Origin of the sequence: Oleiagrimonas soli (assembly GCF_000761445.1) — a bacterium.
Classification (GTDB): domain Bacteria; phylum Pseudomonadota; class Gammaproteobacteria; order Xanthomonadales; family Rhodanobacteraceae; genus Oleiagrimonas; species Oleiagrimonas soli.
The window spans coordinates 1,588,663-1,613,565 of the sequence record NZ_KN196470.1 but is presented as its reverse complement, the minus strand read 5'-3'; the positions used below and the strand labels follow the sequence as shown (position 1 = coordinate 1,613,565).

24 protein-coding genes are annotated in these 24,903 nt (G+C 66.4%); 9 read left to right on the top strand and 15 right to left on the bottom strand.

The genetic code is table 11. The features are described from left to right. Positions 1–69 precede the first annotated feature (69 nt). The 3 genes from LF63_RS06960 to soxR form a co-directional block, all read right to left on the bottom strand. Complete coding sequence (locus tag LF63_RS06960) at positions 70–993, bottom strand: M14 family metallopeptidase (RefSeq protein WP_043100588.1); 924 nt, start codon at positions 991–993, stop codon at positions 70–72. Positions 994–1,089: 96 nt separating this feature from the next. Continuing rightward, positions 1,090–3,219 (bottom strand): sulfatase-like hydrolase/transferase, encoded by a 2,130-nt coding sequence (locus LF63_RS06955; RefSeq protein ID WP_200877538.1) that lies wholly within the window; start codon positions 3,217–3,219, stop codon positions 1,090–1,092. A 150-nt stretch (positions 3,220–3,369) separates the two neighbouring features. Continuing rightward, the gene (soxR, locus tag LF63_RS06950; protein WP_043100586.1) at positions 3,370–3,828 is read right to left on the bottom strand and encodes a redox-sensitive transcriptional activator SoxR; all 459 of its coding nucleotides are present in this window, start codon (positions 3,826–3,828) and stop codon (positions 3,370–3,372) included. A gap of 97 nt (positions 3,829–3,925) precedes the next feature. Here soxR and LF63_RS06945 point away from each other — a divergent pair, with 97 nt between their 5' ends. The 3 genes from LF63_RS06945 to LF63_RS06935 all read left to right on the top strand — a co-directional run bounded on the left by LF63_RS06945 (position 3,926) and on the right by LF63_RS06935 (position 5,189). After that, positions 3,926–4,330: a hypothetical protein gene (locus tag LF63_RS06945; RefSeq protein ID WP_152569273.1), complete on the top strand. Its 405-nt coding sequence runs from the start codon at positions 3,926–3,928 to the stop codon at positions 4,328–4,330. A gap of 201 nt (positions 4,331–4,531) precedes the next feature. Then, a complete protein-coding gene (locus LF63_RS06940) occupies positions 4,532–4,963 on the top strand; it encodes a hypothetical protein (protein WP_043100584.1) in 432 nt (143 codons plus the stop codon). After that, on the top strand, positions 4,953–5,189 hold the full coding sequence (locus LF63_RS06935) for a helix-turn-helix transcriptional regulator (protein ID WP_425477040.1): 237 nt from the start codon (positions 4,953–4,955) through the stop codon (positions 5,187–5,189). Before LF63_RS06940 ends, LF63_RS06935 begins: the two co-directional genes overlap by 11 nt. A 19-nt stretch (positions 5,190–5,208) precedes the next feature. On the opposite strand, the gene LF63_RS06930 is transcribed toward LF63_RS06935, so the two are convergent. The 5 genes from LF63_RS06930 to LF63_RS16040 all read right to left on the bottom strand — a co-directional run bounded on the left by LF63_RS06930 (position 5,209) and on the right by LF63_RS16040 (position 11,445). Then, complete coding sequence (locus LF63_RS06930; protein ID WP_043100581.1) at positions 5,209–6,483, bottom strand: FAD-dependent oxidoreductase; 1,275 nt, start codon at positions 6,481–6,483, stop codon at positions 5,209–5,211. A 102-nt stretch (positions 6,484–6,585) separates the two neighbouring features. Beyond that, a complete protein-coding gene (locus tag LF63_RS06925) occupies positions 6,586–8,535 on the bottom strand; it encodes a M61 family metallopeptidase (RefSeq protein WP_052394802.1) in 1,950 nt (649 codons plus the stop codon). Between the two features lie 240 nt (positions 8,536–8,775). Next, the gene (locus tag LF63_RS06920; RefSeq protein ID WP_043100580.1) at positions 8,776–9,339 is read right to left on the bottom strand and encodes a hypothetical protein; all 564 of its coding nucleotides are present in this window, start codon (positions 9,337–9,339) and stop codon (positions 8,776–8,778) included. Positions 9,340–9,728: 389 nt separating this feature from the next. Then, a complete protein-coding gene (locus LF63_RS06915) occupies positions 9,729–11,141 on the bottom strand; it encodes a serine hydrolase (RefSeq protein WP_043100578.1) in 1,413 nt (470 codons plus the stop codon). 19 nt (positions 11,142–11,160) lie between these two features. Next, positions 11,161–11,445 (bottom strand): hypothetical protein, encoded by a 285-nt coding sequence (locus LF63_RS16040; protein ID WP_161782329.1) that lies wholly within the window; start codon positions 11,443–11,445, stop codon positions 11,161–11,163. 218 nt (positions 11,446–11,663) lie between these two features. Between LF63_RS16040 and LF63_RS06910 the strand changes: the two genes are divergently transcribed. Continuing rightward, positions 11,664–12,416 (top strand): energy transducer TonB, encoded by a 753-nt coding sequence (locus tag LF63_RS06910; protein WP_152569271.1) that lies wholly within the window; start codon positions 11,664–11,666, stop codon positions 12,414–12,416. Positions 12,417–12,495: 79 nt separating this feature from the next. Here LF63_RS06910 and LF63_RS06905 read toward each other — a convergent pair whose 3' ends face one another. Continuing rightward, a complete protein-coding gene (locus LF63_RS06905; RefSeq protein WP_043100576.1) occupies positions 12,496–13,227 on the bottom strand; it encodes a DUF2884 family protein in 732 nt (243 codons plus the stop codon). 196 nt (positions 13,228–13,423) lie between these two features. On the opposite strand from LF63_RS06905, the gene LF63_RS06900 reads away from it, so the two are divergent. Next, the gene (locus LF63_RS06900; protein WP_043100574.1) at positions 13,424–15,733 is read left to right on the top strand and encodes a Tex family protein; all 2,310 of its coding nucleotides are present in this window, start codon (positions 13,424–13,426) and stop codon (positions 15,731–15,733) included. Between the two features lie 92 nt (positions 15,734–15,825). Here the strand turns inward: LF63_RS06900 and LF63_RS06895 are convergent, their stop codons facing one another. After that, positions 15,826–17,040 (bottom strand): GAF domain-containing sensor histidine kinase, encoded by a 1,215-nt coding sequence (locus LF63_RS06895; protein WP_043100572.1) that lies wholly within the window; start codon positions 17,038–17,040, stop codon positions 15,826–15,828. A gap of 307 nt (positions 17,041–17,347) precedes the next feature. On the opposite strand from LF63_RS06895, the gene trxC reads away from it, so the two are divergent. After that, complete coding sequence (gene trxC / locus LF63_RS06890; protein WP_043100571.1) at positions 17,348–17,785, top strand: thioredoxin TrxC; 438 nt, start codon at positions 17,348–17,350, stop codon at positions 17,783–17,785. Positions 17,786–17,850: 65 nt separating this feature from the next. Beyond that, a complete protein-coding gene (locus LF63_RS15960) occupies positions 17,851–17,997 on the top strand; it encodes a hypothetical protein (RefSeq protein WP_154662672.1) in 147 nt (48 codons plus the stop codon). Positions 17,998–18,115: 118 nt separating this feature from the next. Here the strand turns inward: LF63_RS15960 and LF63_RS06885 are convergent, their stop codons facing one another. From LF63_RS06885 to LF63_RS06870, 4 genes are all read right to left on the bottom strand, one after another. Next, positions 18,116–19,255: a serine hydrolase domain-containing protein gene (locus LF63_RS06885; RefSeq protein WP_161782328.1), complete on the bottom strand. Its 1,140-nt coding sequence runs from the start codon at positions 19,253–19,255 to the stop codon at positions 18,116–18,118. A 139-nt stretch (positions 19,256–19,394) separates the two neighbouring features. Beyond that, entirely contained in the window at positions 19,395–20,960 is a 1,566-nt protein-coding gene (locus LF63_RS06880) for a M56 family metallopeptidase (protein ID WP_043100570.1), read from the bottom strand. Continuing rightward, on the bottom strand, positions 20,957–21,334 hold the full coding sequence (locus LF63_RS06875) for a BlaI/MecI/CopY family transcriptional regulator (protein WP_043100569.1): 378 nt from the start codon (positions 21,332–21,334) through the stop codon (positions 20,957–20,959). Before LF63_RS06875 ends, LF63_RS06880 begins: the two co-directional genes overlap by 4 nt. Before the next feature lie 66 nt (positions 21,335–21,400). Further along, a complete protein-coding gene (locus LF63_RS06870) occupies positions 21,401–22,345 on the bottom strand; it encodes a LysR family transcriptional regulator (RefSeq protein ID WP_043100568.1) in 945 nt (314 codons plus the stop codon). A gap of 62 nt (positions 22,346–22,407) precedes the next feature. On the opposite strand from LF63_RS06870, the gene LF63_RS06865 reads away from it, so the two are divergent. Then, positions 22,408–23,187, top strand: a complete 780-nt coding sequence (locus tag LF63_RS06865; RefSeq protein WP_338047227.1) for an SDR family oxidoreductase — start codon at positions 22,408–22,410, stop codon at positions 23,185–23,187. A gap of 263 nt (positions 23,188–23,450) precedes the next feature. Here the strand turns inward: LF63_RS06865 and LF63_RS06860 are convergent, their stop codons facing one another. Next, the gene (locus tag LF63_RS06860) at positions 23,451–24,038 is read right to left on the bottom strand and encodes a TetR/AcrR family transcriptional regulator (protein WP_043100566.1); all 588 of its coding nucleotides are present in this window, start codon (positions 24,036–24,038) and stop codon (positions 23,451–23,453) included. A gap of 84 nt (positions 24,039–24,122) precedes the next feature. Here LF63_RS06860 and LF63_RS06855 point away from each other — a divergent pair, with 84 nt between their 5' ends. Further along, the gene (locus LF63_RS06855) at positions 24,123–24,878 is read left to right on the top strand and encodes an SDR family oxidoreductase (protein WP_043100564.1); all 756 of its coding nucleotides are present in this window, start codon (positions 24,123–24,125) and stop codon (positions 24,876–24,878) included. Positions 24,879–24,903: the final 25 nt, after the last annotated feature.

Below are 24,903 nucleotides of genomic sequence, written 5' to 3'. Positions count from 1 at the left end.
TCGCATGGTCACCGGCTTGCTGCAACGCCGGCCACGGCTGCTTCGCTTCACGCGGCAGCGTCCGTTCGCTCAGCCCATGTCCGCCAGCGCATAGTCGATAGCGGCGATCACGGCGGCGACCTGGGCGTCGTTGCACTGCGCCGGCGTGGCCTGCGGACTGTCCGGATACACCTCGGTCGTGGTGCGCAGACGTGCGCCAGTGATGCCGGCGCACAGTCCGAGTTTGCGCAGCGGGTAGTTGATGACACCGGGACCCACCACCGGCGAACCGATGATCTCGCCGTGGGCGTCGGCCGGCGCGATGTGCGTGACCTTCGCCACGGCGTCGATGATCGCCTGCTGGAACGCCGGCTGCGGATCCTCGCTGTCGCCGACCAGATAGAAGCCGTCGGGAATCTCGCCCGGCTCGTACGGCACGCCATCGCGCGCGGCCAGCGCCGGGCGGAATTCGCTTTCGTCGGTATCCGTGGTCTCGTGCAGATCGATGTGCAACACGAAGCGATCGCGGTTCGGCGCAACCAGTTTCAGCAGCGCAGCGGATTCCGGCGCGGGGCTGTTCTCGCGGAAGGAACGATTGGGATCGATCGCGTAGGCGTTCCAGCGGTGAATGCGCTCGTACGCCCAGGGGCTGACGCAAGGCGCGACCAGCAGGTTGATGCGCCCGGCGTAGGCCTCCGCGTGCTGCTCCAGAAATTGCAGCGCACCGTGCACGCCGCTGGTCTCGTAGCCATGCACGCCGCCCGTCACCAGCACCAACGGCCGCTCGTCGCGCCAGTGCCGGTTGCGCACGGCGTACAGCGCGTGACGGTCCGGCGCATAGTCCAGCGCGCCGTATTCGGATACGTCGAAGCGATCGCGCAGCGCATCGATGCGTCGCACGACATCGTCCGCGTAGCTGCGCTTGCGGGTCTGTCGCGACAGCCACTGCGCTTTTTCGTCCGCCCCCCATGGGCGTCCGGGAGTGCCGATCGGATACGGAGCGGATTCGGTCATGGAATGCTCGCCTTCAGAAATGCCAAGGCGCTCACTTTAGCATTCGTCCCGAGCGGAACACGCGCAGCGCGCACCGCCCGGACACGATGATCGAACTTAGAGCCGGCCGCTCGGATGTGCGCTCGGATACGGCGAAAGCAGTGCGACTTCCTGACGCGTCAACTCGGCATGCAGCGCCTTGGCGGCCTCGACCACGGCCTGTTGCGTGAGCCCGTCGGGCAGCGCCTCGGCGGCAATCGGGGTGGGAAACGCGCCGTCGTAGATCACCAGATTGACGTACTCGGTCGGATCGAGCGCCAGGTTGTAGAGCTCCCACTGATCCGGCGCCGGCTTCGCGCTCCACGGATCGCAGTAGCGCACCAGCTTCCAGTCGCCCGAACGCAGCGCGCGCACATGCGCCGGCTGACACACGGGACCGGGCGAAAGCTCGGGCACGGGACGCGGCGCCTTGCCGTCGCGCAGCGCCTCGACCGCAGCCGAGAACACCGCGTACTGCCGCTGCGAGTTGATGTTGTGCGGATCGTCGTCGCGCGGCAGCGGCTCGGTGATCATGTCGTCGGTGGCGAACAGCACGCCGGCACGCTCGCGACCGTCGGGGCCGATCACCGGCCCGCCACCGGCAGTGACCACTTTCGTCAGATCCGCACCCGGCAGCGGCGCGGCCGGATGGGTCTTGGAAAGATTCCGGCGCGCGCGTTCGATCTGCTCCGGATGCGCGCCGGCGATTCCGAGCAGCGTGGGCAGCACGTCGATATGGCTGGTCTGTGCGTCGACGGCCATCGATGCGAGTTCGCCGTTGTACTGCTTCGAGCGGATCAGGAACGGCACATGCACGGTTTCCTGATACGCGCCGTGCCACTTCTCCATCATCATGCCGTGCGCGGCGCCGTACTCGCCGTGATCGGAGGCGAACACCACCACGGTGTTCTCGTCCATGCCGGTCTCTTCGAGCGTCTCCAGCACCTTCAGGATGTGCCGGTCGACCATCGAGATCATGTACGCGTAGTACTGCAGGAAACCGGTCGCTGCATCGTCCGCGCGCGGCTGCTGCTGGAACGGAATGGGCACGGCGAGCGCCGCCTTGACCGCCTCCTGCAACTGCGTCTCCGGGTCGCCGCCCATCGCCTCGGCGACCTGCAGCCCGGTCTTCGCCGCCAGCCCGAGACCGACCTTGTAGGCGTAGTCGAACTGCGCACGTGGCTTGTTGTTGGTCCACAGATTCTCGTTCTGCGTCGGCGATGCCGTGGCGCACGCCTGCGGCAGGCCGCGCGGATTCAGCGGAATCCGGAACGAGCCGTTCACCGGCACGGCACTGAACGTGCCCTGCTCCGGGATCGGCACCGACAACCCCGGACCGTAGGACTCCTGCGGCTGCGGCTCACCGCCCGGCGTCGACGGCGGAAAGGTCGGCTGGAGCATGCGCGGCAGCGTCGGATAGGTGGCGATGTCGTGCGGGTTGGTGAACGAGCACACCGCAAAGAACGGCCTCGGTTCCGGCACCGCGGGCGCCAGCGGCGCCTTGGCGCTCACGCGGCCGGTGCTGCGTGCGAACGGTACGCCCAGCGCGCGGGCACGCAGGAAGCTGCAAGCCAGATCGGCGAACTGATAGTCGCGATAGGCACCCATGTTGTTGGTCAGCGAGCCGTGCGGCTCGGGCCAGGACAGCTCCCAGTCGTCGAAACCGAAACCTTGCAGCGTATGCTCGGGCGGATCGCTGACATGCCACTTGCCGAAGTAGTGCGTGGTGTAGCCGATCTCGCGGAAATAGTCGCCGATGGTCGGCGCACCGTCGGCCTTCAGCCACGGGAAGTTCTGCGCGTCACCGCTCTTGAACAGGCCGTCGGTCTGGGTCACGCCGGTGCGCGGCCCGTACTGACCGGTCATGATGCTGGCGCGGCTGGGAATGCAGGCCGATTCGGCGATGGTGTGGTCGGTGAACACCACCGCGTGTTCGCGCAACTTGCAGAAGCCGGGGAAATACTGCGCCCAGGCATTGCGGGCCGGATCGATGTCGCCGATGAAGTCGAGCACCTGCTTGATGCCGTCCGCGAACCCCGCCTCGCCGTAGCCGCGGTTCGGATAGCGCAGCTGATCGACCATGATCATCAGGATGTTCGGCCGCGAGCGGCGTGCATCCATGACCGTCTCGGCCTTCGAGATCTTCGCGCCGTCCCGCGTTCCCGCACCATCGACGCCGGATGCGTCGACGCTGTTGTCGTCCTGCATATCGCTCCCTCCCTGGTTGAAGAATCCGTGCATTCCGTGGCCACGCCCGCCCGCCATTGCAGATGGCCGGACCATGATGCCGAAGGTACCCGCACCGCTGCACTGCGTCCAATCCCGCAGAATCGCACCGACGATCGCACACGCACAGACCTAGAGATGCTCGGCATCCAGAAGCCGAGGCCCACTGCCTTCCTGTCCCAGCGCATCCTGCGGATTGCGCAGCGGGCATTTCTTCAGCGACAGACAGCCGCAACCGATGCAGCCGCTTAACTGGTCGCGCAGCTGCATCAGGCGCTCGATGCGCGCGTCCAGTTCCTTGCGCCAATGCCGCGACAGTCGTCGCCAATCCTCGACCGTTGGGGTGCGCGCCTGCGGCAGCGTATCCAGTGCCTCCGCGATGGACGCGAGCGGGATACCGGTGCGCTGAGCGATGCGGATCACCGCTAGCCTGCGCAGCACGTCGCGCCGGTAGCGGCGCTGGTTGCCCGCATTGCGGCGGCTGTGGATCAGTCCCTTGCTTTCGTAGAAGTGGATCGCCGACACGCTCAGTCCGCTGCGCACCGCCACCTCGCCGACGCTGAGCAACGACGTCTTCGGTTTCGATTCCAAGACCTTGACCTCAAGTTAACCTGAGGTTTTATCGTGCCCTCGTCGCGCCAGTTCATCAAGCGCGATCCGTATCCATTCACACGACGAGGATCACGCCATGCCCCATATGCCATCACGCAGCCCACGCCTTCGAAGCGCATGGCTGCGTCTGCTGCGCGCGTACGCACCGCTGCGCGAACGCGGCATGCTGCTCGATCCGGCCCCGCACCACCCGGTCCGAGCGTATTCCATCGCACACGACCGCGATCGCCCGCCGGCGTCGGCAACGTCGTCCGCGCAGGAACTGCCGCTGGCGCAATTCCTGTCCAGGCTCCGGGAGTTGCAGAAAGCCGACAGCGAGCCTGCTCGACGCCGGGCCGAACAAGCGCTGCTGACGCTGGCGGAACCGCTGAAGTGCGCCGGCGTGTTCGAGCTGATCCGCATCGAACATCCCGCCATCGCGGCCATGGTGCGGGATCATCTGGCCGCGTTCGGTGGGTCGCCATCGCGCCGTTGCGCCTGACCACGGCGGCCGGAGCGACACCCGCGATCCGACGCGCTTGACCGACGTTTTCCCAGGACATCGCCCTGCAAAGGACCATCGCACGGTGCGGCGTGCGCGTGCGGCAGAGCCTGCTAACAGGCAATTGAGCGACTATTTTTGTTGGCATGATGTCAAATATAATTAACATTGCGTCGAACATTTCATTCATGGAGCGCTCGCATGTCCGCACTCGAGAAACGCGCATGGCTGATGATCCTCAGCATGTGCCCGGTCTACCAGGTGTACTTCGTCATCCAGTTCGTTTGGTCCGAGCGCTTGCCCACCTTTGGCGACCGCATCCTCTGTCTGGCCGTCGCCGGCACCCTGCACGCCCTTGCCTACGGCATCGGCCTGCTGATCGTGAAGCGCGGCGAATCGCATGCCGGCGAAAGCCCGATGCACGACGAACGCGACCGCGCCATCGACGGACGCGCCACGCGTGCGGCCTACTTCCTGCTGTTGGCGGGCATGCTCGTGGTCGGCGTGGTGATGCCGTTCGGCTACCGCGTCTGGGAACTCGTCAACGCGGCCCTGCTGTTCGTGGTGCTCAGCGAGACGCTGCGACATGTGCTGATCGTGGCCGGCTACCGGAGGATGCGTTTTGCCCACTGAAGGCATCGCCAACGACATCCGCCTGCTGCGCTTCATGGCGCAGGAGATGACCCAGTCCGAACTCGGCAAACGCGTGGGCCTGACGCGGCAGACCATCGCCGCCATCGAGCAAGGCCGCTACGCCCCTTCGCTGGCTGCCGCCTTCCGCATCGCCGACGTCTTCGGCAAGCGCATCGACGAAGTGTTCCACTGGCCCTACGCCGCGGAGCGAACGGAAACCACCTGACGACGCAGCGCGGAGCCCGCTAGCGGACACCCTCCGCGTCTGCGTGTGCGGAAGTTTCGTGCGGGGACGACAACGCTCGCGCAGCCAGCGCGTCGAGAAATCCGTCGCTCAGGGGCATCCGTCCCCACCAGCCGCGGCGCGTGCCCGTCAGCACGCGCAGCATCTGCCCTCGTCCACCCGGCCAGCGCGATAGCGGATGGAACAACGCATCGCGCAGCGCCGGTCCCCAGCGTCGGTCGGACTGGAACAGTGGCGTGAGCCAGCGACTCCAGAAGTGATAAATACCGAGGTGCGCGCGACGTTCGTGCTGATAGGCGGCCAAGGACTCGCCGACCGATGCATGCATGCGCAACGCATCGCGCAGCGCCAGCGCATCGAGGAGCGCCATGTTGACGCCCTGCCCGAGCTGCGGACTCATCGCATGCGCGGCGTCGCCGAGCAGCACGGCGCGATCGCGGAACCAGCTGCGCTGCACGGTATCGCGGTAGCGCGCCGGCGCCAGCGCATCCGTCACGGCGACGTCAGCCAACTGCGCTGCGGTCTCCGGCCACACCGACCGCAGTTCGCGCCGCCAGGACGGCGCATCGACCGCCTTCGCCAGCGCCGCGCCCGGCAGGCTCCAGAAAAAGCTCAGGCGTTTCGTCGGATCGCTCGGTCGCGTACCGACCGGCAGCATGCCGGCCATGGCGCGCGCCGCGACATAGCGCTGTTGCAGTTCGTCCGGCCACGACCACGCGCCTTGCTCGACCAGACACCACTGCGCGCCCCAGGGATACGCACGATCGAACCGTGCCGGCGCGACCTGGCTCCGCAGCTGCGAGGCTGAACCGTCGGCGACGACGATCAGGTCGAAGCCCTCGTGACGACGCCCCTGCGCGTCCGTCAGCACGCCCTGCTCCACATCCAACTGCGTGATCGCGCGACCGGCGTGCAGACAGCGCCCCTCGGTCCAGGCAGCGTCGAACAGTTCAAACAATGCGCCGCGCTGCAGACCCAGGCCAAACAGCCGGGCGTCCAGGTCGCCGTAGCGCATGTCCATCACTGCGCGCCCGCGCACCGTGCGGCCGAACAGTCGCCGGATCGGCGCGCCGTGTGCGAGCACGGCATCCAGCAGCCCCATCTCCCACAACACCTGCAGACCGACCGGCTGCAGCAGAAAGCCCGCACCCACCGGACCGGGTTGCGCCACGCGCTCGAACACCTCGACGCGATGGTCGTCGCGCGACAGCAGAATCGCGGCCGCCTGGCCGCCGCTGCCGTAGCCGATCACTGCAATACGCAACCCGCTTTTCATGCAGGCTCCCTTGCATGCATGGATTCGCAAACGCTGCGCGGGCGCATGCATCCCGCATGACGCATACCGAAGACGACGGGATGCGTCACGCGGACCTCGACACTACTTGCGCGGCGCGATGATGCGGCTCAGATAATCCGGCGTGCCCTTGATCCGCACCAGATGCGGGTACTTCAGGCCTTCGTGATAATCGACGTCGACCGTGCGAATGCCACCCTGATACTTGAAGGTCAGCCGGATCGGCGCGGTGGCGTCCTTGGCTGCGGCGATGGCGTCCTTCAGCACGCTGTCGGAATAGTCGTGCCCATTGACGGCGATCAGGGTCGCGCCGCTGCTGACGCCGGCCTTGAACGCGGGGCCGTCCCACAGCACGTCGTTGACCGTGGCGTCCTTGTTCATGGTCATGCCGATCGACCAGGCGTAGTTGTACAGGTGCCGCGACGACTGGTCGCTGTCGTCGTAGCGCTGCTCGTACGCGCTCTTCTGGTCGGTGTAGACCAGTTTCCAGCCGGCCGCCTCCAGACCGTCCAGCAGCGGCGGATTGCGCGCATCGATGTGCGCGCGCAGGAAGCTCGCCCAGTCGTACTTGGCCACGCCGTTCAGCGCCGCCACGACGTCGTCGAACGTGTAGGTGCGCGTCACGTAGCTGCCGTTGTCAATGCCGAAGAACGCCTGGGCGAAATCGTCGAGCGACTTGCGGTCATGCGTGAGCGCGCGCAGCTTGGCGTCCACGGCCAGCCAGACCATCTGCCCGGCGCTGTAGTACTCCTCGCTCATCTGCCAGTTGCGGTATGGCAGAGGTGCTCGGCGTGCGGCGGTGGGGTCGTTGGTAGTGTCTTCCAGCGTGCGCCACTGGAAGCCGGGTCGATCGCGGTCGTACTTGGCCGCGACGATGGCCAGCGCGTCGCGGAACTGCTGCGGCGACCACATGCCCGAGCGCGCCGTCAGCACGAAACCCCAGTACTGGGTCTGACCTTCATAGACCCACAGCAGCGAGTCGCCCATCGGCACGTTGAAGTTCGGCGTCCACAGATCCGCGCCGCGACGGAACTTGCCGTTCCACGAATGCGTGTACTCGTGCGCCAGCAGGTCGCGATCCGGCGCGCTGGCGTCCCAGTTCGTGAAATAGTCCGCGCCCAGACCGTTCTCGCTGGACTGGTGATGTTCGAGTCCGTTGCCCGCTAGATGATCGGACAGCGACAGCAGGAAGTCGTAATGATCGTAGTGATGCGAGCCGAACAGGCGCGTCGCCTGCGTCACCAGATCGCGATGCATGGTCACCTGCGCGGGCGTGAGTGCGAGGTCCTTCGGCGCATCGGCCACGATGTCCAGATGCACCGGCACCTTGGCGCCCGGCGCCAAGTCCACGCGCTTGAAGTAGCGGCCCGCGTAGATCGGCGAATCGACCAGGTTGTTGAAGGTCACCGGTTTGAAGGTAGTGGTATCGCCCGCGACCGACGCAGCGCGCAGCGCGCTGCCGAACTTCCAGCCGTCCGGCAGCGTCACGCTGGGCTGGAAGGTGATGCGGCGCGTGTAGTGCCCGGCCGGGTACAGCGCCATCTTGTTCCATTCCAGCATCAGCATGCGGTCGGTCATCTCGAAACCGCCCTGCCGGCTGGACAGGTACTGGAAATGCGCGTCGATGCTGGACACGCCCTGCGGCACGTCGACGTGGAAGGCATACACGTCGTACTCGTCGCGTGTCCACGTCAGCGGTTTGCCGTTGGCGCTGAGCTGCAGACCGGCCAGCATGGCCACCGGACCGGTCGGCGAGTGGTCGCCGGGAATCCAGGCCGGATAGAGCAGCGTGAGCTTGCCGGCCTGCACCGGAATCGTCTCGTGCACGCGGAAGATGCCCTGCGCGGTGTCGCTGGCATCGACACGCAACGCGATGGTGCCCGGATACGGCGTGTCCTGCGGCGGCGGCACCTGCGTCGTCCGAGCGCTCTGCGCCAGTGCGGAACCGGTGACGAAAACGAGCGCGGCAACGAGCGCGAACGGCATCAGCGCGCGTCGCACGCCGAAGCGTGCGGCAGTGGAAACGAAGGTCATGCGGGACTCCCGTGCGACATGCGAGGATGCGCCAAAGGTACCATCCCCGCGCATTGCGCAAACGCATCGTCGAGCATGGGATGGACGCAGGCGACTGCGCGAGCGAAACGCTTTCGCCTCAGCGTGCCGAACATATCGAAACCTCGCGCGCGCACGCCGCAGCCCGACGGATGCCGGGCCACGCACGCGCATCGGTCCATCCGGGCCGCGAGCGACAAGATCGCAGCCCGCCCCCTTCAGTCAGCTATGCGGCCACAGCCACATGAAGACCGCGCCGGTCACCAGCGCGTAGATCAGTCCGTCCACGGCATCCTTGAACACGGCGCGCCACGGCTGACCCCACCAGATGCCCATCGAGAACGAACCCGTCGCATAGGCCATCAAGGCCGCCAGCGCCGTCACGTGGAACACGCGATGGCCGTCGGCAGCGATCGGCAACGCCGCGGAGGCGATGAAGGCGCAGAACAGCGAGACGACCAGGCACAGCAGAAACCACTGCACCAGGCTGCGCAGCATGTTGGGCATGCCGTTGGCGCGCAGCAGCACGAAGCCGATCGGCCCCTGTTCGTATTTCTGCGCCGCCTCCGGCGTCTTCATGTCCTCCATCCGACAATACGGCACCACGTACATGCCAGGCTCGGGATCGCCGTCGCGAATCGCCGCGCGAACGGCGTCCTCGTTGGCGAAACCGCGGTAATCGGGCATATGCCAGAAGCGCAGCAGCATGTGCAGCACGCTGCTGGCGAAGAACACCGCCACGGCGGACAACGCGATGGGAAGCCATAGCTGAGCAAGCGACATCATGATCGACCCCTCCCTCAAACAGGCCTCGATGCGAGGCGGGTCTAATCTACACCGGTTGCGGGAGCCGCGCGGCCATCGGTTCCGATGAATGGAACGCGTGGATGAAGCATGCCATTTCCCGGCGGGACACACGACACCGCGCACCGTCATCCGAGCATGTGAGCCGCCGCATTCCCGATCATGCAGCGTCGGATGCCCGGAGCCATCGGCCGACCGATGCCGATGTCTGCGCACTGCTTCAGAACGTGATCGCAGATGCCCTGCGCATTGCCATGTCCTTGCTCGGTACGCGGAAGCTCCTCTGTATGGGCTGAGCGCCCACGCGCCGTGCATCCAGGACGTTGCCCGTGTGCGCGGCAAGCCCCGCACGGACTTGCTCGCCGAACCGTTCATTGCACGCGTTCGAACCGGTAGCCGTGATACTCCAGCGCCGTTGCATGTTTCGCGCCCTTGCCGAAATCGAAACGCACCACCTCGCCGCCGCCGGTCAGTTCGACGCGAAGGGCGGATCGGTTCGCGTCGTAGATCGTGGCGACACTCTGCGCCGCACCAATCGCTACGTGCAGGTGACCGTCCGAGAGCGTCCAGCGCATCGTGCCCAGCCACGGATTGGCATAGCGCCCGACGAAGGCGTCCAACGGTTGCTTCAGCGGCTCCCTCTCGCGCTGCCGTTCCAGCTTGCGATGCGCGGCAACTCGCCGGGCGAAGCTCGCCTTGCGCTTCAGGAGTCGAGCGAAGTCCGCGTCGTGCCGTGCCTGAGCCTTCGCATGTCCGTCGCGCAGACGGTCGTAGATGTAATCGGCCATCTCGTCGGCCGCGTACGGCACGCCGACGCCGTTGACCAGCACGATCACGCCGACGCCGGTGTCAGGCATGAACGACACGTGCGAGCGATATCCCGAGAAGGCGCCGAACCGGTGCACCAGCGTGTGCCCTTCGTAGCGACCGAGATCCCAGCCATACCCCCAGCCGTACCGGTGATACGGACCGAAATCGCGATCCTGCTGCGCGTGCTCGGCATGCGCAGTGGCGATCACCGCGGCCGGAAAGATGCGGCGTCCCTGCAGTCGACCTCCACTGGCCTGCACCGCGAGAAAACGGGCCAGATCGCGCGCCGTCGTGAAATAGCCGCCGGCGGCGTGCAGGTTGGCGTCGGTCTTGGCCAGCCGGATGCGCGCGAAGCCCTGCCCGTCCGCCTCGTGCGGCATGGCAATCCGGTCGCGCGCCAGTGTCGACACCCGCGCGGTGGTCTCGCGCATGCCCAGCGGTTCGAGTACGTCTTTTCGCACCACGGCCTTCCAACCGTCCCGCGCATGCGGCGCCAACGCCATGCCCAGCAGGTTGTACGGCAGATTGCGGTAGACGAACGCGCGTCCGGATTTCGACGGACCGCAATCGCGCATCAAGCGGATCAGCTGCGGCTGCGTGAACACGCCGCTGAAGGCAGTGCGGAACACCACCGGCATGCAGGCGTCGATGCCGTCGGTCATCGCCAGCAGCGAACGGATCGTGATGCGTTCGGCCTGCAGCGGCGGATGGAAACGCACGTCGTGGATGTAACGCGTTACCGGCGCATCCAGCGACATCCGCCCATGCGCGATCTCCAGCAGCACGGCCGTCGCGGTCAGCGCCTTGGTGGTGGACGCGATGTAGAACCGCGTGCCGTCATCCACTCGCCTTCCCGTGCCGATGTCCGCGACCCCGAAGCTGCCGGTGTAGACGACCCGGTCGCCACGCGTCACCGCGATCTGCATGCCCGGGAAAAAGCCGGCATCGATCATGCGCTGGGCGTAGCGCGCCACGTCCGTTCGCCAGGCGTGGTCAGCACGCGGAACCGGCGACGATGCACTGGCTGCCTGTGCCATGCGTCCAGGTGAAGACGCGGCCACAGTCGCGACACACATGCACAGCAAACAGATCGCCAAACTTGCCCGGACTCGTCTCATGATCATGACGAATGTGCTCCTTGGATCGAAAATGGATGCCCGATGCGCCGAGCGCGTCACGACGAACGTTGTGCGGGCATGTATGGATACCCATCACAGATACCCGCGCGCCGACAACGGTTGCACTGAAGCGCCGTGCCGCCTTTGCGATGCATGCCATGCACCGCCTCGAATCGGCACACGCCCGTGACACCACCGCATACTCGATCGACGCGGAAGCACTCGACGCTGTCACCGAATCGGCGGATCATCGAAGAGTCGTCACATGGAAAAGGATGTCGCATGAAAGCCTGTCGCATGGTCCTGTTCATGCTCATGGGTTGCAGCCTGACGTGGTCGACCGCGACCCGCGCGAATCCGCTGCATTACGAAGCCAGCATGGTGGTCAAGGGCGCGATCACGATTTCGCCTCAGGGGAGCGTCACTGCCTACACGCTGGAGCAGCCGGACAAGCTGCCCAAAGCCGTGACCGGACTGCTCGCCAAGGCCGTGCCGCACTGGCGCTTCGAGCCGGTGCGCAAGCACGGTACGCCTGTCGCCGCCGAGTCGCCGATGCGCGTCCGCATCGTGGCCGTGCCATTAGCCGACAAACGCTACGACGTGCGCGTCGCCTCGACTTGGTTTCCCGGCACGCCGTCGTCGCATTCGGCAGGTTTTCGCCGCGAACATCGCCAGCCGCCGCGCTATCCCGTCGAGATGGTCCGCAGCGGCGTCTCCGGTACCGCATTCTTGATCCTGCGCGTGGGTCGTGACGGAAACGTCGAAAAAGCCGCAGCCGAGCACGTGGACCTGATGACGCGCGGTGGCACCAAGCAGATGGCGCACTGGCGCGAGCTGTTCGCCCGCTCCGCGCTGAACGCCGCGCGCACCTGGCATTTCACGGTGCCGACCGAAGGCCCGAAAGCAAAGGCGCCCTACTGGGACGTGCGCGTTCCGGTCCGATATCGCTCGGGCAGGAACGGGCATCCGCCCATCAACGCCTACGGCTCGTGGACGCTTTTCATTCCGGGGCCGCTGCAACCCATTCCCTGGCGCGCGCGGCACACGGTCGCCGGCAAGCACGTCCCGGATGACATTCGAGACATGGGAATCGTCCAGAGACTACAGCGCCTGCCGGATGCAAGGAGTTGATCCTGCGCACAGGCGCTATGTGCGGCTCCGCATCAAACAACGCGCTCAAGCCTGGTTCGCACGCGGGAGCATGCACGACCTAGCGCGCGACCTCGACCAGATCGAGCCGCGCATCGCCGGGCAGCGCGGTGCCAAGACCGGACTCAAGAGCGTCGAGCTGCCGCACCGACGGACACAGCGCCTGCACCTGCGGGCGAAGCACCTGCAGTCGTTGCTGGATGCGCGCCTGCAGTGACGTGGTCAGGCCGGCGGCGCGGTCGCGCAGGGTTGCGGCGGCACCGAGATCGCCGTTCATCGCCGCCGTCATCGCCTGTCCGAGCAAGTCGTTGGCAAGCAGAGGCAGCAGATCGCCAACAGTCTGATTGACGTAGTTCTGAAACGCCGGCCCTTGCCAGTCGTGCGTGCTGTGGCTGCGCGCGATGCGTGCCTTCAGCTCGCGCACGTGCATGTCGATGCGCGCATCCAGTGCGGCGCTGTCGCCCTGCTCGCGCACGGTCGCCGCGGCCAGGTCGACGGCGCGGTCGGCGATGGCCTTGACCTTCGGTTCCAGCGACCTAACGATCTGCTCGAAGCGCTGGATGCGGCCGTGATCGGCGGCATCCAGCGCCACGTTCGCACCGTCCACCTGCAACGCGCCGCCCTGCATGCGCACGCGCTTCGGCGCGACCTGCGCGCGGTCGAAGACCACCGCCTGCGGCTCGATGGTGACGTCGTAACTGCTGCTGGCATGGCAGACGTCGAACAGGTCCTGCGCCTGTGCATCGGCGCAGCACAGGAGCGCCAGCATGATGAATGCGAGAAATCCGCGCATGTCGCGCTCCGCAACGGTGGATCGGAGTCGCCACCGTGGCAGCCCATGGGTCAATTGATGCTGAATGCGTGAAATCGATGCGCCGGATACCCGGTACATGGTCCGTCCGGCCATTGCAGTGAAAAGCCGATGCGGCTAGTTTCCTCCGGTTCCGCTGTTCCATCTTCACGCACAACCCAAGGACCCCACTGTCCCCATGCTCAGTATCGAACAACGCATCGCCGAAGACGTCGGCGCCCAGGCCGCGCAGGTGCGCGCCGCGGTGAACCTGCTCGACGACGGTGCGACCGTGCCCTTCATCGCCCGCTACCGCAAGGAAGTCACCGGCGGCCTGGACGACACCCAGCTGCGCCTGCTGGAGGAACGGCTGCGCTACCTGCGCGAGCTCGAGGACCGGCGCGCGAGCATCCTCGCCAGCGTGGGAGAACAGGGCAAGCTCAGCGACGCCCTGCGCGAACAGATCGAGAGCGCCGACACCAAGGCGCGGCTGGAAGACCTCTACCTGCCCTACAAGCCTAAGCGCCGCACCAAGGCGCAGATCGCGCGCGAAGCCGGTCTCGAACCGCTGGCGACGGCGCTGCGCGAAGACCCGTCCGTCGCGCCCGAAACACGGGCTGAAGCCTACGTCGATGCCGACAAGGGCGTGGCCGACGTCAAGGCCGCGCTGGACGGCGCACGCGCGATCCTGATGGAGACCATCGCCGAGGACGCCGCGCTGGTCGGCGAACTGCGCGACTGGCTGTGGAACGGCGGACGCATCCGTGCGCGCGTGCTCGAAGGCAAGGAGAACGAAGGCGCCAAGTTCAGCGACTACTTCGATCACGACGAAGCCATCGCGACCATCCCCTCGCATCGCCTGCTGGCGCTGATGCGCGCACGCAACGAAGGCATTCTCGAACTCGATCTGGCGCCGCCCGGCGTCGACGCCGAACAGGGCCACCGCGAAGGCGAAGCGCGCGTGGCGCGTCACGCTGGCATCGCCCAGCAAGGCCGCCCGGCCGATGCCTGGCTGGCCGACACGGTGCATCTGACCTGGCACGTGAAACTGCATCTGCACCTGAAGCTGGACCTGTTCGCCCGTGCCCGCGAAGCGGCCGAGGACGCCGCCATCGCGGTCTTCGGCGACAACCTCAAGGACCTGCTGCTGGCCGCGCCGGCCGGCCCGAAGGCGGTGATGGGTCTCGACCCCGGCATCCGCACCGGCGTCAAGGTGGCGGTGGTCGACGCCACCGGCAAGCTGCTCGACACCACGACGATCTACCCGCACGAACCGCGGCGGCAATGGGACGCGTCGGTCGCCGAACTCGGACGCCTGTGCCAGAAACATCAGGTCGCGCTGATCGCCATCGGCAACGGCACGGCCTCGCGCGAGACCGACAAGCTGGCGGGCGACGTCATCAAGAAGAACGCCACGCTGAAGCTGGCCAAGATCGTGGTCAGCGAAGCCGGTGCGTCGGTGTACTCGGCCTCGGAGACCGCCGCGCGCGAATTTCCGGACCTGGACGTGTCGCTGCGCGGCGCCGTCTCCATCGCGCGCCGCCTGCAGGACCCGCTGGCCGAACTGGTGAAGATCGAGCCCAAGGCCATCGGCGTGGGCCAGTACCAGCACGACGTCAACCAGTCGAAGCTGGCGCGCTCGCTGGACGCCTGCGTGGAGGACTGCGTGAACGGCGTCGGCGTGGACGTGAACACGGCATCCGCGCCGCTGCTGACGCGCGTGGCGGGCCTCTCGGCCAGCGTCGCCGAGAACGTGGTGCGCCATCGCGACGACCACGGCGCGTTCCGCTCGCGCAAGGCGCTGCTGGGCGTGCCGCGCCTGGGCGAAAAGGCCTTCGAGCAGTGCGCCGGCTTCCTGCGCATCGGCAACGGCGACAACCCGCTCGACGCCAGCGCGGTGCATCCGGAAGCCTATCCGGTGGTCGAACGCATCGTCGCTCGCTGCGGCCGCGAAGTGCGCGAGATCATCGGCGATGCGTCGTTCCTGCGCGGCCTGAAACCCGAGGACTACACCGACGACCGCTTCGGCGTGCCGACGGTGCGCGACATCCTCAGCGAGCTGGAGAAGCCCGGCCGCGACCCGCGTCCCGAATTCGTCACGCCCTCTTTCGCCGAAGGTGTGGAGGACATGAAGGATCTGGTGGTCGGCATGGTGCTCGAAGGCCGCGTCACCAACGTGGCCGCGTTCGGCGCCTTCGTCGACATCGGCGTGCATCAGGACGGCCTGGTGCACGTCTCGGCGCTGTCGCATCAGTACGTGAAGGACCCGCGCGACGTGGTCAAGGCCGGCGACATCGTCAAGGTCAAGGTGATGGAGGTCGACCTGCCGCGCAAGCGCATCGGCCTGTCGATGCGTCTCGACGACGTGCCCGGCGAAGCACGCAACACGCGCCCGACCCGCGACGAACGTCCGCGCGGCAAGAACCCGCGCAAGACGAACGCCGCGCCCTCGTCGGCACCGGCCAACAACGCGCTGGCCGCGGCGTTCGCCCGCGCCAAGAAGCACTGATCGAACCCGCGCCGGTCCACGCTCGCACACGATGCGTCGTGGACCGGCGCGAAGCGCACGGCGCGGATTCGCGAACGACGTCGCGAACGGATTTACCCGACCGCGATCACATGCCGCGGCGGCACGCAGACACTGAACGTCGTGCCCTTCCCCTCGCCGCACACCAGATGCAGTGGATAGCCGAGCATGTCGGCGGTGCTCTTGACGATGGACAGCCCCAGGCCGAGTCCGTCCGCATCCGGATCGAGCTGCCGGAACGCCTTGAAGATGTCCTCGCCGTCGGCCTCGGGAATGCCCTTGCCGGTATCGGTGACGTCGATCCACAGCCCTTCGTCGGCACGGCGACAGGCGATCGTGACCGAACCCTGCGGCGTGTACTTGATCGCGTTGCCGATCAGGTTGTCGAGAATCGTGCGCAGCATGCCGGGATGCGTGCGGATTTCCGCATCGATCACTCGCGCCCGCAGCGACAGCCCCTTGCGGCGGGCGGCAAACGACCAGCTGTCGGCGATCTCGGCGATCAACTCGTGCATGAACACGTTCTGCGGTTCGAGCGGTTCGTTCTCATCGTCCATACGCGAAGCCCGCGCCAGGTCGTCGAGATCCTGGCTCAGACGCAGGCCTTCCTTCTTCGCCACCTCGATGCGCTCGCGATCCTCCGGCGTGGCCGGCTGCAGCGCGTCGAGCATCATGCTCATGGTGGTCAGCGGCTGCTTCAGATCGTGACCGGCGATCGCCATCAGGCGTCCGCGGTAGCGATTCGAGCGCGAGGCCTCGATCAGCGCCTTGCGCAGTTCCAGATGGGTCATGACTTGACGGGCCAACGCGCGCAGCACGCGACGCTGCTCCATGTCGAGCTTGCGCGGCTGCGTGTCCAGCACGCACACGGTGCCCAGCGCATGGCCCTCGGCCGTCTTGATCACCGCGCCGGCATAGAACCGCACGCACGGACCGTTCGTCACCAGACGGTTGTGCACGAAGCGATCGTCCAGCAATGCGTCGGGAATCTCCATCAACTCGTCCTGCAGCAGCGCGTGCGCGCAGAACGACACTTCCACCGGCGTCTCGCGAATGCCCAGCCCGATCTCGGACTTGAACCACTGCCGATGCTCGTCGACCAGGCTGACCACCGCGATGGGCACCTTGCAGACCAGCGCGGCGATGCGCGTGATGTCCTCGAACGCGCCTTCCGCCGGCGTGTCCAGGATGTCGTACGAGCGCAGCACGGCCAGACGTGCGAGTGGTTCCGGCGACGCGGCGATCGCCCGATGATCGGAGGTGTGCTCAGTGGCGGTGGATGCGTCCATGATCCCCTCTTGCGCCGAGCCGCATCATGCGGCGGCATGTGTCATGCCGATGGTCGAAACCGACCTCGGACCGAAGCCGCAATGACGCGGGCCGAAATCGCGATGATGCCCCTTTTATACTCGCAATTCATGGGCATGAAAATCCCGCTTCAGCAGGACTTCCGGGCCCTCCGCAGCCCAAAAACGTCGTTGGCGCAGCGCACGGAAACAGGCTTGCCCGGGCGGCTCCGCCGGCTCGAGCAAACGCCCTCTTTTGCTGTGCGATTCCGCCCCAATCTTCTCGCCAACAGTCCAGCGGAATGCCGCCATGAACGCGTCCATGCACATCGTCTGCCCGCATTGCGAGGCCATCAATCGCGTGCCCGCCGAACGCCTCGGTGCCGCACCGTCATGCGGCAAGTGCCATCAGCCGCTGTTCCAGGGCGTGCCACTGGATGTCGACGCGGCGCGTTTCGAGAAACACCTGACGCGCAGCGACCTGCCGCTGCTGGTGGATTTCTGGGCGCCCTGGTGCGGGCCGTGCCGGATGATGGCGCCGGAATTCGTGCGCGCGGCGGGTCAGCTCGAACCGCGCATGCGTCTGCTCAAGGTCGATACCGAAGCCGTACCGGCGCTGGGCGCTCGCTACGGCATCCGCAGCATCCCGACCCTGATGCTGTTCCGCAACGGATGCGAAGTGGCGCGCCAGGCCGGCGCGATGAATGCATCCGGCATCGCGCAGTGGGCGCAGGGTCACGGCGTGTAGTCTCACGGAAGCAACGCCGGCAGAGGGATTCTCTCCGCGTGCGGCCCGATTGCGGGTCCGGCGATATGGGCGTACGAAGAAGGACGGGACGAGGTCGCATCGCGATCCAGCAGATCGACCTGCCCAAGAACAGTGGCTTCACGAACATCGGCGACGTGAAGCAGCGCAACACGGATATCCTCAAGACGCTGGGCAAGCTCAACGTCAAATAGACCGCATCGATTCGCGCGCACGGTTCGACGCGCCGCTACGGACACCATCGCCGAACATCTCCATGCACGGCGATGGCAGGCATCGCGGTCCGACTCGAACGAGCCGTTCGCGCTCAGGCTAACGCTTGTCCAGGTTGTACTGCTGGTGCAGGAAATTGGCCACGGGGAAGCAGTCCGGTCCGGTGCGGTTGGACAGCACGATGATGGTCTCGCCAGTCACCGGATACGTGCGCACGTCGGTGCAGATGCCCTCGGCGCCGCCGCCGTGCCCCCAGCGGAAATCGCGGGCCGGCACACCGGCACCGTAGCCGGTGGCGAAGAACCCCAGCCCCATGAACTTGCGGTAGGTCTTGGTGGCCTTGGCGAACAACGCAGGCGGCACCAGCTTCCCGCTCTCCAGCGCACGCACGAAGCGGTACATGTCGCGCGCCGTGGACACTTCACCGCCGGCGGGAAAACCGCGGTTGGGCAGCACTTCGCAGTTGGGTACGCGTTTTCCATCCACCGTGGTGTAGCCGACCGCAAGGTCCGGCACATGGGTGCTGCACTGGGCGAAACTGGTATGCGTCATGTCTGCCGGCACGAAGATGTGACGCTTCACGTAGGTGTCGAAATCCTCGCCCGACAGCACCTCGACCATGCGACCGAGTACGACGTAGCCGTAGTTGTCGTAGACCAGTTTGCTGCCCGGCTTGAACACCGGCGGACGATGATCCTCGAGCGCCACCATGTCGGCGACGCTGTGCATGCGTGCGCGGACGGCGGCGTTTTCCTTGCCGAACAACTGTGCGATGTCGCCCGCACCCGAGGTGTGGGTCAGCAATTCGCGGACCGTCACTTCATCGGCGAAACGCCGATTCGGATAATGCTTGAGGACCTGCCCGACACGCGTGTCGAACGAAAGCCGCCCCGCCGCGATCTGCTGCAGGATCGCCACCGTGGTGAACATCTTGCCGGCCGAGGCGAGATTGAAGCGCGTATGGATCGTCGCCAGGTCGCTGCGCTCGGCGTCGCGTTTGCCATACGCCTTGTCGAACAGCACCCGACCGTGGCGCGCGACCAGCACCACGCCGGAAAATTTCCCCGCCTGGGTCAGGCCTTGCGCAAAGCCGTCCAGTCGCGCCAGGGAGATCGCATAGGCCTCGTCCGGCCCGGCGGAAGGCGGCGCCGCCGCGGCCGTCGTCGACACGCCCAGGGCGACGACCAGACAGAGACTCCAACGGAAACCGATTCCTCGAACTACGCTGCATACGTGCATGGCATCACTCCCGGTACGTGGCATTACGGAGACAAAGCAACCCTGCGGCAGCCGCGCAAGGCCGCCGGTCGATCAGTGGAAGAAGGAGGCGACTCGCGTCCTGCGTGCCGTTCAGCCGCCTCGGTGGAAAGTTACGTCGTCATCGGTAACGGAAGGCTCTGGTCACCGTCCCATCTGCGGCCACCACCAGCGTCATGTGCTCGTCGCCATGGGCATGCCGCACCAGATACACGTCGTCGCCGAATCTGTTGACCCCGGTGAAGGTGTAGGACTGCACGGGTCCCAGTTTGGCGAGGTAGGCCTCGCGCGATGCCCGCTGCACGACGCGCGCGTGCGCCAGCCCTTCGCTCATGCCGGCGCCGCTCACGGGATCGCTGAGCAGCAATTTCAGCGCCTTCACGCTGCCGGGATAAGGCTTTTGCGCCTGGATGCGCTGATGCAGCGCGGCCTCGATGCGCTCGGCCTCGGCCCGGCTGGTACGCGGCACATCCAGCGCCGAGCGGCCCTTGTACTCGATGTCCAGACGGTCCGCCCGACCATCGGCCCCCATGCTGAACCGCACCACCGCGGGCTGTCCTTGCACGGCAAAGCGATCCGCGCCCAGCGGCACCGCATGCAGCGGCTTGGGCGCGGCGGCCTGGGCGCTGATGTCGAGCACCAGACCGTTGCCGGCGCGCGTCACCGCCACCCGCGAGATGTCGCTGACCTTGTAGAAGCCCGTGTAGCGATCCAGCGCCGAGGGCGTGAGCGTGACCGTCTGCTCGACGCCGGCCGCCGCGCCGTTGGGCGGCGTGACCTGTGCGGCGAAGGCCGCCATGCCCAGCGAGGCGGCCACGAGCAACAGCGCGGATACGCCGGCCCATCGCTTCGGCTGCATCAGCATCAGCTTGATCCGCTGCTCCAGAAACGAGCACGGTGCGGACATCGTCGGTCCCAGCGGGAGCGCCGACACCTGTCGCTCGCCCACCTGGATCAGCGTCTCGCAGTACTCGCCCAGGTGGCCGCCACCGCGTAGCACGCGGGCATCGCAGTCCACTTCGATGGCGTTGCGCAGGCGGCGGAACTGCCACCACATCATCGGATTCCACGGCATCAGCAACAGCAGCAGCAAAGCCTGTGCGAGCAGACGCGTGTCGCCGGCGTCGAGGTGGGAGCGCTCGTGCGCCAACACTGTGCGTTGCTGGCTCGCGGAATGCTCCAGCAGCCAGGCGGGAACCACGATCCGCGGCCGCAGCAGCCCGGCGACGGCCGGACCCACGTCGGGCGAAACCAGCACGCGTTCCCCGCATATTGTGGCTTCGACCCAGTCGCGCTTGCGTCGCTGCAAGCGCACGGCGCCGACCATCAGCATCAGCAGCATCGCCAACGACGCAGCCGCCCAGCCATCGCGTATCCAGATCCCGATGCGGTCGACGGCGTTCGGCGAGGCATCACTGCCCAGGTGCACCAGCAGCGCCGGCATCGGAATCGACGTGGCGTCGCGCAGCACGATAGGCGCGGGCGAGACGGCGCCGCTGCGAAGCATGTCCGGCACGCGAAACGAGACCGTCGCCATCGCCACCGGCATCGCCAGCGACCCGAGCAACGCGCCGAACCAGATCCAGCGCGTGACCCGACGCCGCACTCTGGCCGCACGCTCGGCAGCCAGCGCAGCACCACTCAGCGCGGCCGCCACCAGCACGGCATACACCATCCACGCGATCATTTCGGTGCGTCCTCATCCGTATGCTCGGCCAGCAACTGGCGCATGCGGCGGACCTGTTCCGCGTCGAGCTTCTTCTCCGAGACGAGATGCGAGAACAGCAGCTCGGTCGAGCCCTTGAACAGCTTGTCGGTGAGATGCTGCACTGCATTCTTGCGCGCCGCCTGCTGCTTCACGCTGGCGAAGAAGCGGTGGCCACGTCCAGCCGCTTCGTGACCGACATAGCCCTTGGCTTCCAGCGTGCGCAGCACCGTGAGCACGGTGGTGTAGGCCAACGGATCGGCCAATTGCTCGCGCACTTCGGCAACGGTGGAAGGTCCCTGCTCCCACAGCGTCTGCATCACGTCGGCCTCACGATCGGTGAGGGAAATCCTCATGCTCCGCTCCTTCTACTACATTTCTAGTAGATAGTAGGCGGAAAACGCCGGTTGTCAACTACATCTCTAGTAGATGCCGGCATTGCCCTGCGGATACGCGTCGCGGCAGACCGAGATCACGGTATCCCGAAACCATTGTTGCGCCGGATCGACGTCCATGCGCGGGTGCCACAACGCACACACCGTGAAGGAAGGCGTGGGCACGGGCAGATCGAAAGCCTGCAGTCCCGAATCGACGGCCGACTGTCCCTTCGGGGCATGGCCGAGACACGAGCGCGGCACCAGGGCCACCAGGTCCGAATGACGCGCGACACGCATCGCATGCGTGAATCCCGGCACGATGATACGAACATCCCGCTTCAGACCGAGGGCGTCGAGCGCATCGTCCACCGCCTCGCGCCACATGTCGTCCGGCGACGACGCCACGTGTCCGCAGGCTGCGTAGCGCTTCGGGGTGATCTTGCGGCCATGCAGCAAGGGATGGCCTGAACGCGCCACGCCCACGTAGTGATCGACGAACAAGGTGTCCACGCGCATCTCGGGCGTGGGCGCATCGACCACGCCGATCTCCAGATCGACCCGGCCCTCGCGCAACGGACCGGCATCCTTGTCCGGCTTGGGAGCGAAACGCAGGCGAACCCGCGGCGCGGCCGCCGTGACGGCCTGCAGCAACGGCACCGAAAAGAACTCGATGAACGCGTCATTGGCACGCAGCGTGAAGGTCGATTCGAGCGTCGCGAGATCGAGCGGATCGGACGACGGGCGCAGCAGCGTTTGCGCATGTCGGCTCACATCGCGCACGCGATCGCGCAATGCCGTGGCATGCGGCGTGGGCACCAATCCGCGTCCGGCGCGCACCAGCAAAGGGTCGCCGGTGACCGAACGCAGCCGCAGCAAGGTGCGACTCATCGCGGAGGTGCTCAGCCCCAGACGGCGCGCCGCGCGCGTGACGCTGCACTCGTCGAGCAGAACGTCGAGCGCCATCAGCAGATTCAGATCCACACGGTCCATGTCCCCAGCATACGCCGAAGTCGCTCCATCATGGCGTTTCATGCAACTTTTTGTTGCATCACTTGCGCCTGGCGCATTCATGGAAGGCATGCAAGGATCGCCCTCGCCTTTCGCCACGAGACCACCCCATGACCTCACCAACGGCCGAAAAACCCAGCATTCTCATCGCCGGAGCCTCTCGCGGCCTCGGTCACGCCCTGTCCGCAGCATTCGTGCAGCGGGGCTGGCGCGTCGTCGGCACCGTCCGCGATGCCGCCGCCGACACGCCCCTGCACCAACTGGCGAAACGCCATCCGGACCAGGTCGACATCGAGGCCCTCGACCTTTGCCGTCCGGAACAGATCGCCGCACTGGCGCGGAAGCTTTCGGGCCGACGCTTCGACATCCTGTTCGTCAACGCCGGAACCACCAATCGCGACCCGACGCAGACCATCGGCGAGGTGTCGACCGAGGAATTCATGCACGTCATGCACACCAATGCGCTCGGCCCGATGCGCGTGATCGAACGTCTCGAACATTGCGTGACCGCAACAGGACTGATCGGCGCGATGTCTTCCGGGCAGGGCAGCATCGGCAACAACGAACAGGGGCGGCGCGAGCTCTATCGTGGCAGCAAGGCCGCGCTGAACATGTTCATGCGCAGTTTCGCCGCGCGCCAGGCGGACACGGCGCGCGCGATGGTCCTGCTGGCACCGGGCTGGATTCGCACCGACCTCGGCGGCCCGAACGCGCCATTCAGCCTCGAAGAAACCGTCCCCGACCTGATCGACGTGCTGCTGTCCCGTCTCGGCACGCCTGGCCTGGCCTATCTCGACCGATTCGGCGAAACCGTGCCGTGGTGACTCCGGCGTCGGAAAGCCGCAGCGCCATGCATCGCATCCGAAACCGGACGCGAGCGGCGCGGTCATCCAGCGCGGCAGGAACTTGAAGACTGCGGTGCATCCATCGGCGCGCACGAACGTGAAAAGCGCGTACTCCACCTCGCCCACGCCGTGTCGGCTCATCCACGAACGGTCGATCGAACGCGCTCGCCCGCGGACTTCGGCAGATCGACCGCGTCCGGTCGGCCATTTGCACCCGCGACCGGCGTCACCGCCGCTCTTCGCTAATCGCCCTGCCGCTTGGCGCTTTCCAGCAGCCGTTCGGCCGCCCAGCGCGCCTGGCGAGCGCGCTCCATGCCATCCTGAAGCGCCGAGGCGACGGCGCCATCGAACAGGATCAGCAGCACGCCGGCGATGCGTTGCGGATCGTCGACACCCGCGGCGTCTGACCATTCGGTGAGGCGTTGCAGCAACCAGTTCCGCTGCTCGGCGGCGACGCGACGCGCCGGATGCTCGGCATCCGGAAGTTCACCGACGATGTGCTGCATCGGACAACCCCGGAAGTGCTCGCTGGCGACCCAGTCGACCAGGAAATCGAAGAAGCGCAGCACGCGCGCCTCCGGCGGCGCATCGCCCACATAGGTCTCGATGCCAGCTCGCGCCATGTCGGCCTTGCGTACCGCATAGGCGGCAATCAATTCATCTTTGCAGCCGAAGTTGGAATACAGCGACGCCTTGGCCGCGTTGGCTTCGGCCAGCACGCGGTCGATGCCCACCGCGCGCACGCCTTCCCGGTAGAACAGACGATCCGCGGCGTCGAGCAAACGCTCGCGCACCGGCGAATCCGAGGTCTGGGAAACGGGTTTGTTCATGCCGTTGACAATACAGACAGGTCTGTCTATAGTCAACGCCCCACAAAACAGACAGACCTGTCTGTTCATGCAATGGAGACACCCATGAGCTTTCCCCTTCAAGGCAAGACCGCGCTGGTGACCGGCGCCAATCGCGGCATCGGCGAGGCCATCGTCGATGCACTGGTCGCATCCGGTATCGGCAAGGTCTACGCCGCCGCCCGCAACACCGACGATCTGGCCGACCTGCTTCAACGTCACGGCGATGTCGTGGTGCCCCTGCCGTTGGACGTGACCGACCCGAAGCAGGTCGAGGCGGCCGCCGCGAAGGCGTCGGACACGCAACTGCTGGTCAACAACGCCGGCTTCGCCGGCCATGCCGGCGGCACGTATACGGACGCCGCCTGGATCGAATCGGGCCGCCGCGAGATGGAAGTGAACTTCTTCGGCACCTTCCAGCTTACCCAGGCCTTCGCGCCGGTGCTGGCCGCCAACGGCGGCGGCGCGGTGGTGAACATCGCCTCGGTCGCGTCGCTGGTCAGCTTCCCGCTGCTGCTCGCCTACAGCGCGTCCAAGGCCGCCGTGCATTCGCTGACGCAGTCCACGCGCCTGATGCTCAAGTCGCAGGGCACGCAGGTGTTCGGCGTCTACCCGGGACCGATCGATACCCGCATGGCCGAGAGCATCGACATGGACAAGGCGACGCCAGCCGACGCCGCGCGAGCGATCCTCGAAGGTATCGAGGGCGGTGTCGAGGAGATCTTCCCCGACCCGACCAGCCAAGGCATGGGCCAAGCCTTTCTGGCATCGCCCAAAGCGCTCGAACAGCAGGTCTCGGCGATGATGGACGAAGCGGCCTGACGCTCCCGCGCGCGGAGGGAAGCAT

Coding starts and splice junctions, on each gene's coding strand:
- LF63_RS06960 (WP_043100588.1), bottom strand. CDS start 993: ATGACCGAATCCGCTCCGTATCCGATCGGCACTCCCGGACGCCCATGG.
- LF63_RS06955 (WP_200877538.1), bottom strand. CDS start 3,219: ATGCAGGACGACAACAGCGTCGACGCATCCGGCGTCGATGGTGCGGGA.
- LF63_RS06945 (WP_152569273.1), top strand. CDS start 3,926: ATGCCCCATATGCCATCACGCAGCCCACGCCTTCGAAGCGCATGGCTG.
- LF63_RS06940 (WP_043100584.1), top strand. CDS start 4,532: ATGTCCGCACTCGAGAAACGCGCATGGCTGATGATCCTCAGCATGTGC.
- LF63_RS06930 (WP_043100581.1), bottom strand. CDS start 6,483: ATGAAAAGCGGGTTGCGTATTGCAGTGATCGGCTACGGCAGCGGCGGC.
- LF63_RS06925 (WP_052394802.1), bottom strand. CDS start 8,535: ATGACCTTCGTTTCCACTGCCGCACGCTTCGGCGTGCGACGCGCGCTG.
- LF63_RS06920 (WP_043100580.1), bottom strand. CDS start 9,339: ATGATGTCGCTTGCTCAGCTATGGCTTCCCATCGCGTTGTCCGCCGTG.
- LF63_RS16040 (WP_161782329.1), bottom strand. CDS start 11,445: ATGGCATGCATCGCAAAGGCGGCACGGCGCTTCAGTGCAACCGTTGTC.
- LF63_RS06910 (WP_152569271.1), top strand. CDS start 11,664: ATGGTGGTCAAGGGCGCGATCACGATTTCGCCTCAGGGGAGCGTCACT.
- LF63_RS06905 (WP_043100576.1), bottom strand. CDS start 13,227: ATGCGCGGATTTCTCGCATTCATCATGCTGGCGCTCCTGTGCTGCGCC.
- LF63_RS06900 (WP_043100574.1), top strand. CDS start 13,424: ATGCTCAGTATCGAACAACGCATCGCCGAAGACGTCGGCGCCCAGGCC.
- LF63_RS06895 (WP_043100572.1), bottom strand. CDS start 17,040: ATGGACGCATCCACCGCCACTGAGCACACCTCCGATCATCGGGCGATC.
- trxC (WP_043100571.1), top strand. CDS start 17,348: ATGAACGCGTCCATGCACATCGTCTGCCCGCATTGCGAGGCCATCAAT.
- LF63_RS15960 (WP_154662672.1), top strand. CDS start 17,851: ATGGGCGTACGAAGAAGGACGGGACGAGGTCGCATCGCGATCCAGCAG.
- LF63_RS06885 (WP_161782328.1), bottom strand. CDS start 19,255: ATGCACGTATGCAGCGTAGTTCGAGGAATCGGTTTCCGTTGGAGTCTC.
- LF63_RS06880 (WP_043100570.1), bottom strand. CDS start 20,960: ATGATCGCGTGGATGGTGTATGCCGTGCTGGTGGCGGCCGCGCTGAGT.
- LF63_RS06875 (WP_043100569.1), bottom strand. CDS start 21,334: ATGAGGATTTCCCTCACCGATCGTGAGGCCGACGTGATGCAGACGCTG.
- LF63_RS06870 (WP_043100568.1), bottom strand. CDS start 22,345: ATGGACCGTGTGGATCTGAATCTGCTGATGGCGCTCGACGTTCTGCTC.
- LF63_RS06860 (WP_043100566.1), bottom strand. CDS start 24,038: ATGAACAAACCCGTTTCCCAGACCTCGGATTCGCCGGTGCGCGAGCGT.
- LF63_RS06855 (WP_043100564.1), top strand. CDS start 24,123: ATGAGCTTTCCCCTTCAAGGCAAGACCGCGCTGGTGACCGGCGCCAAT.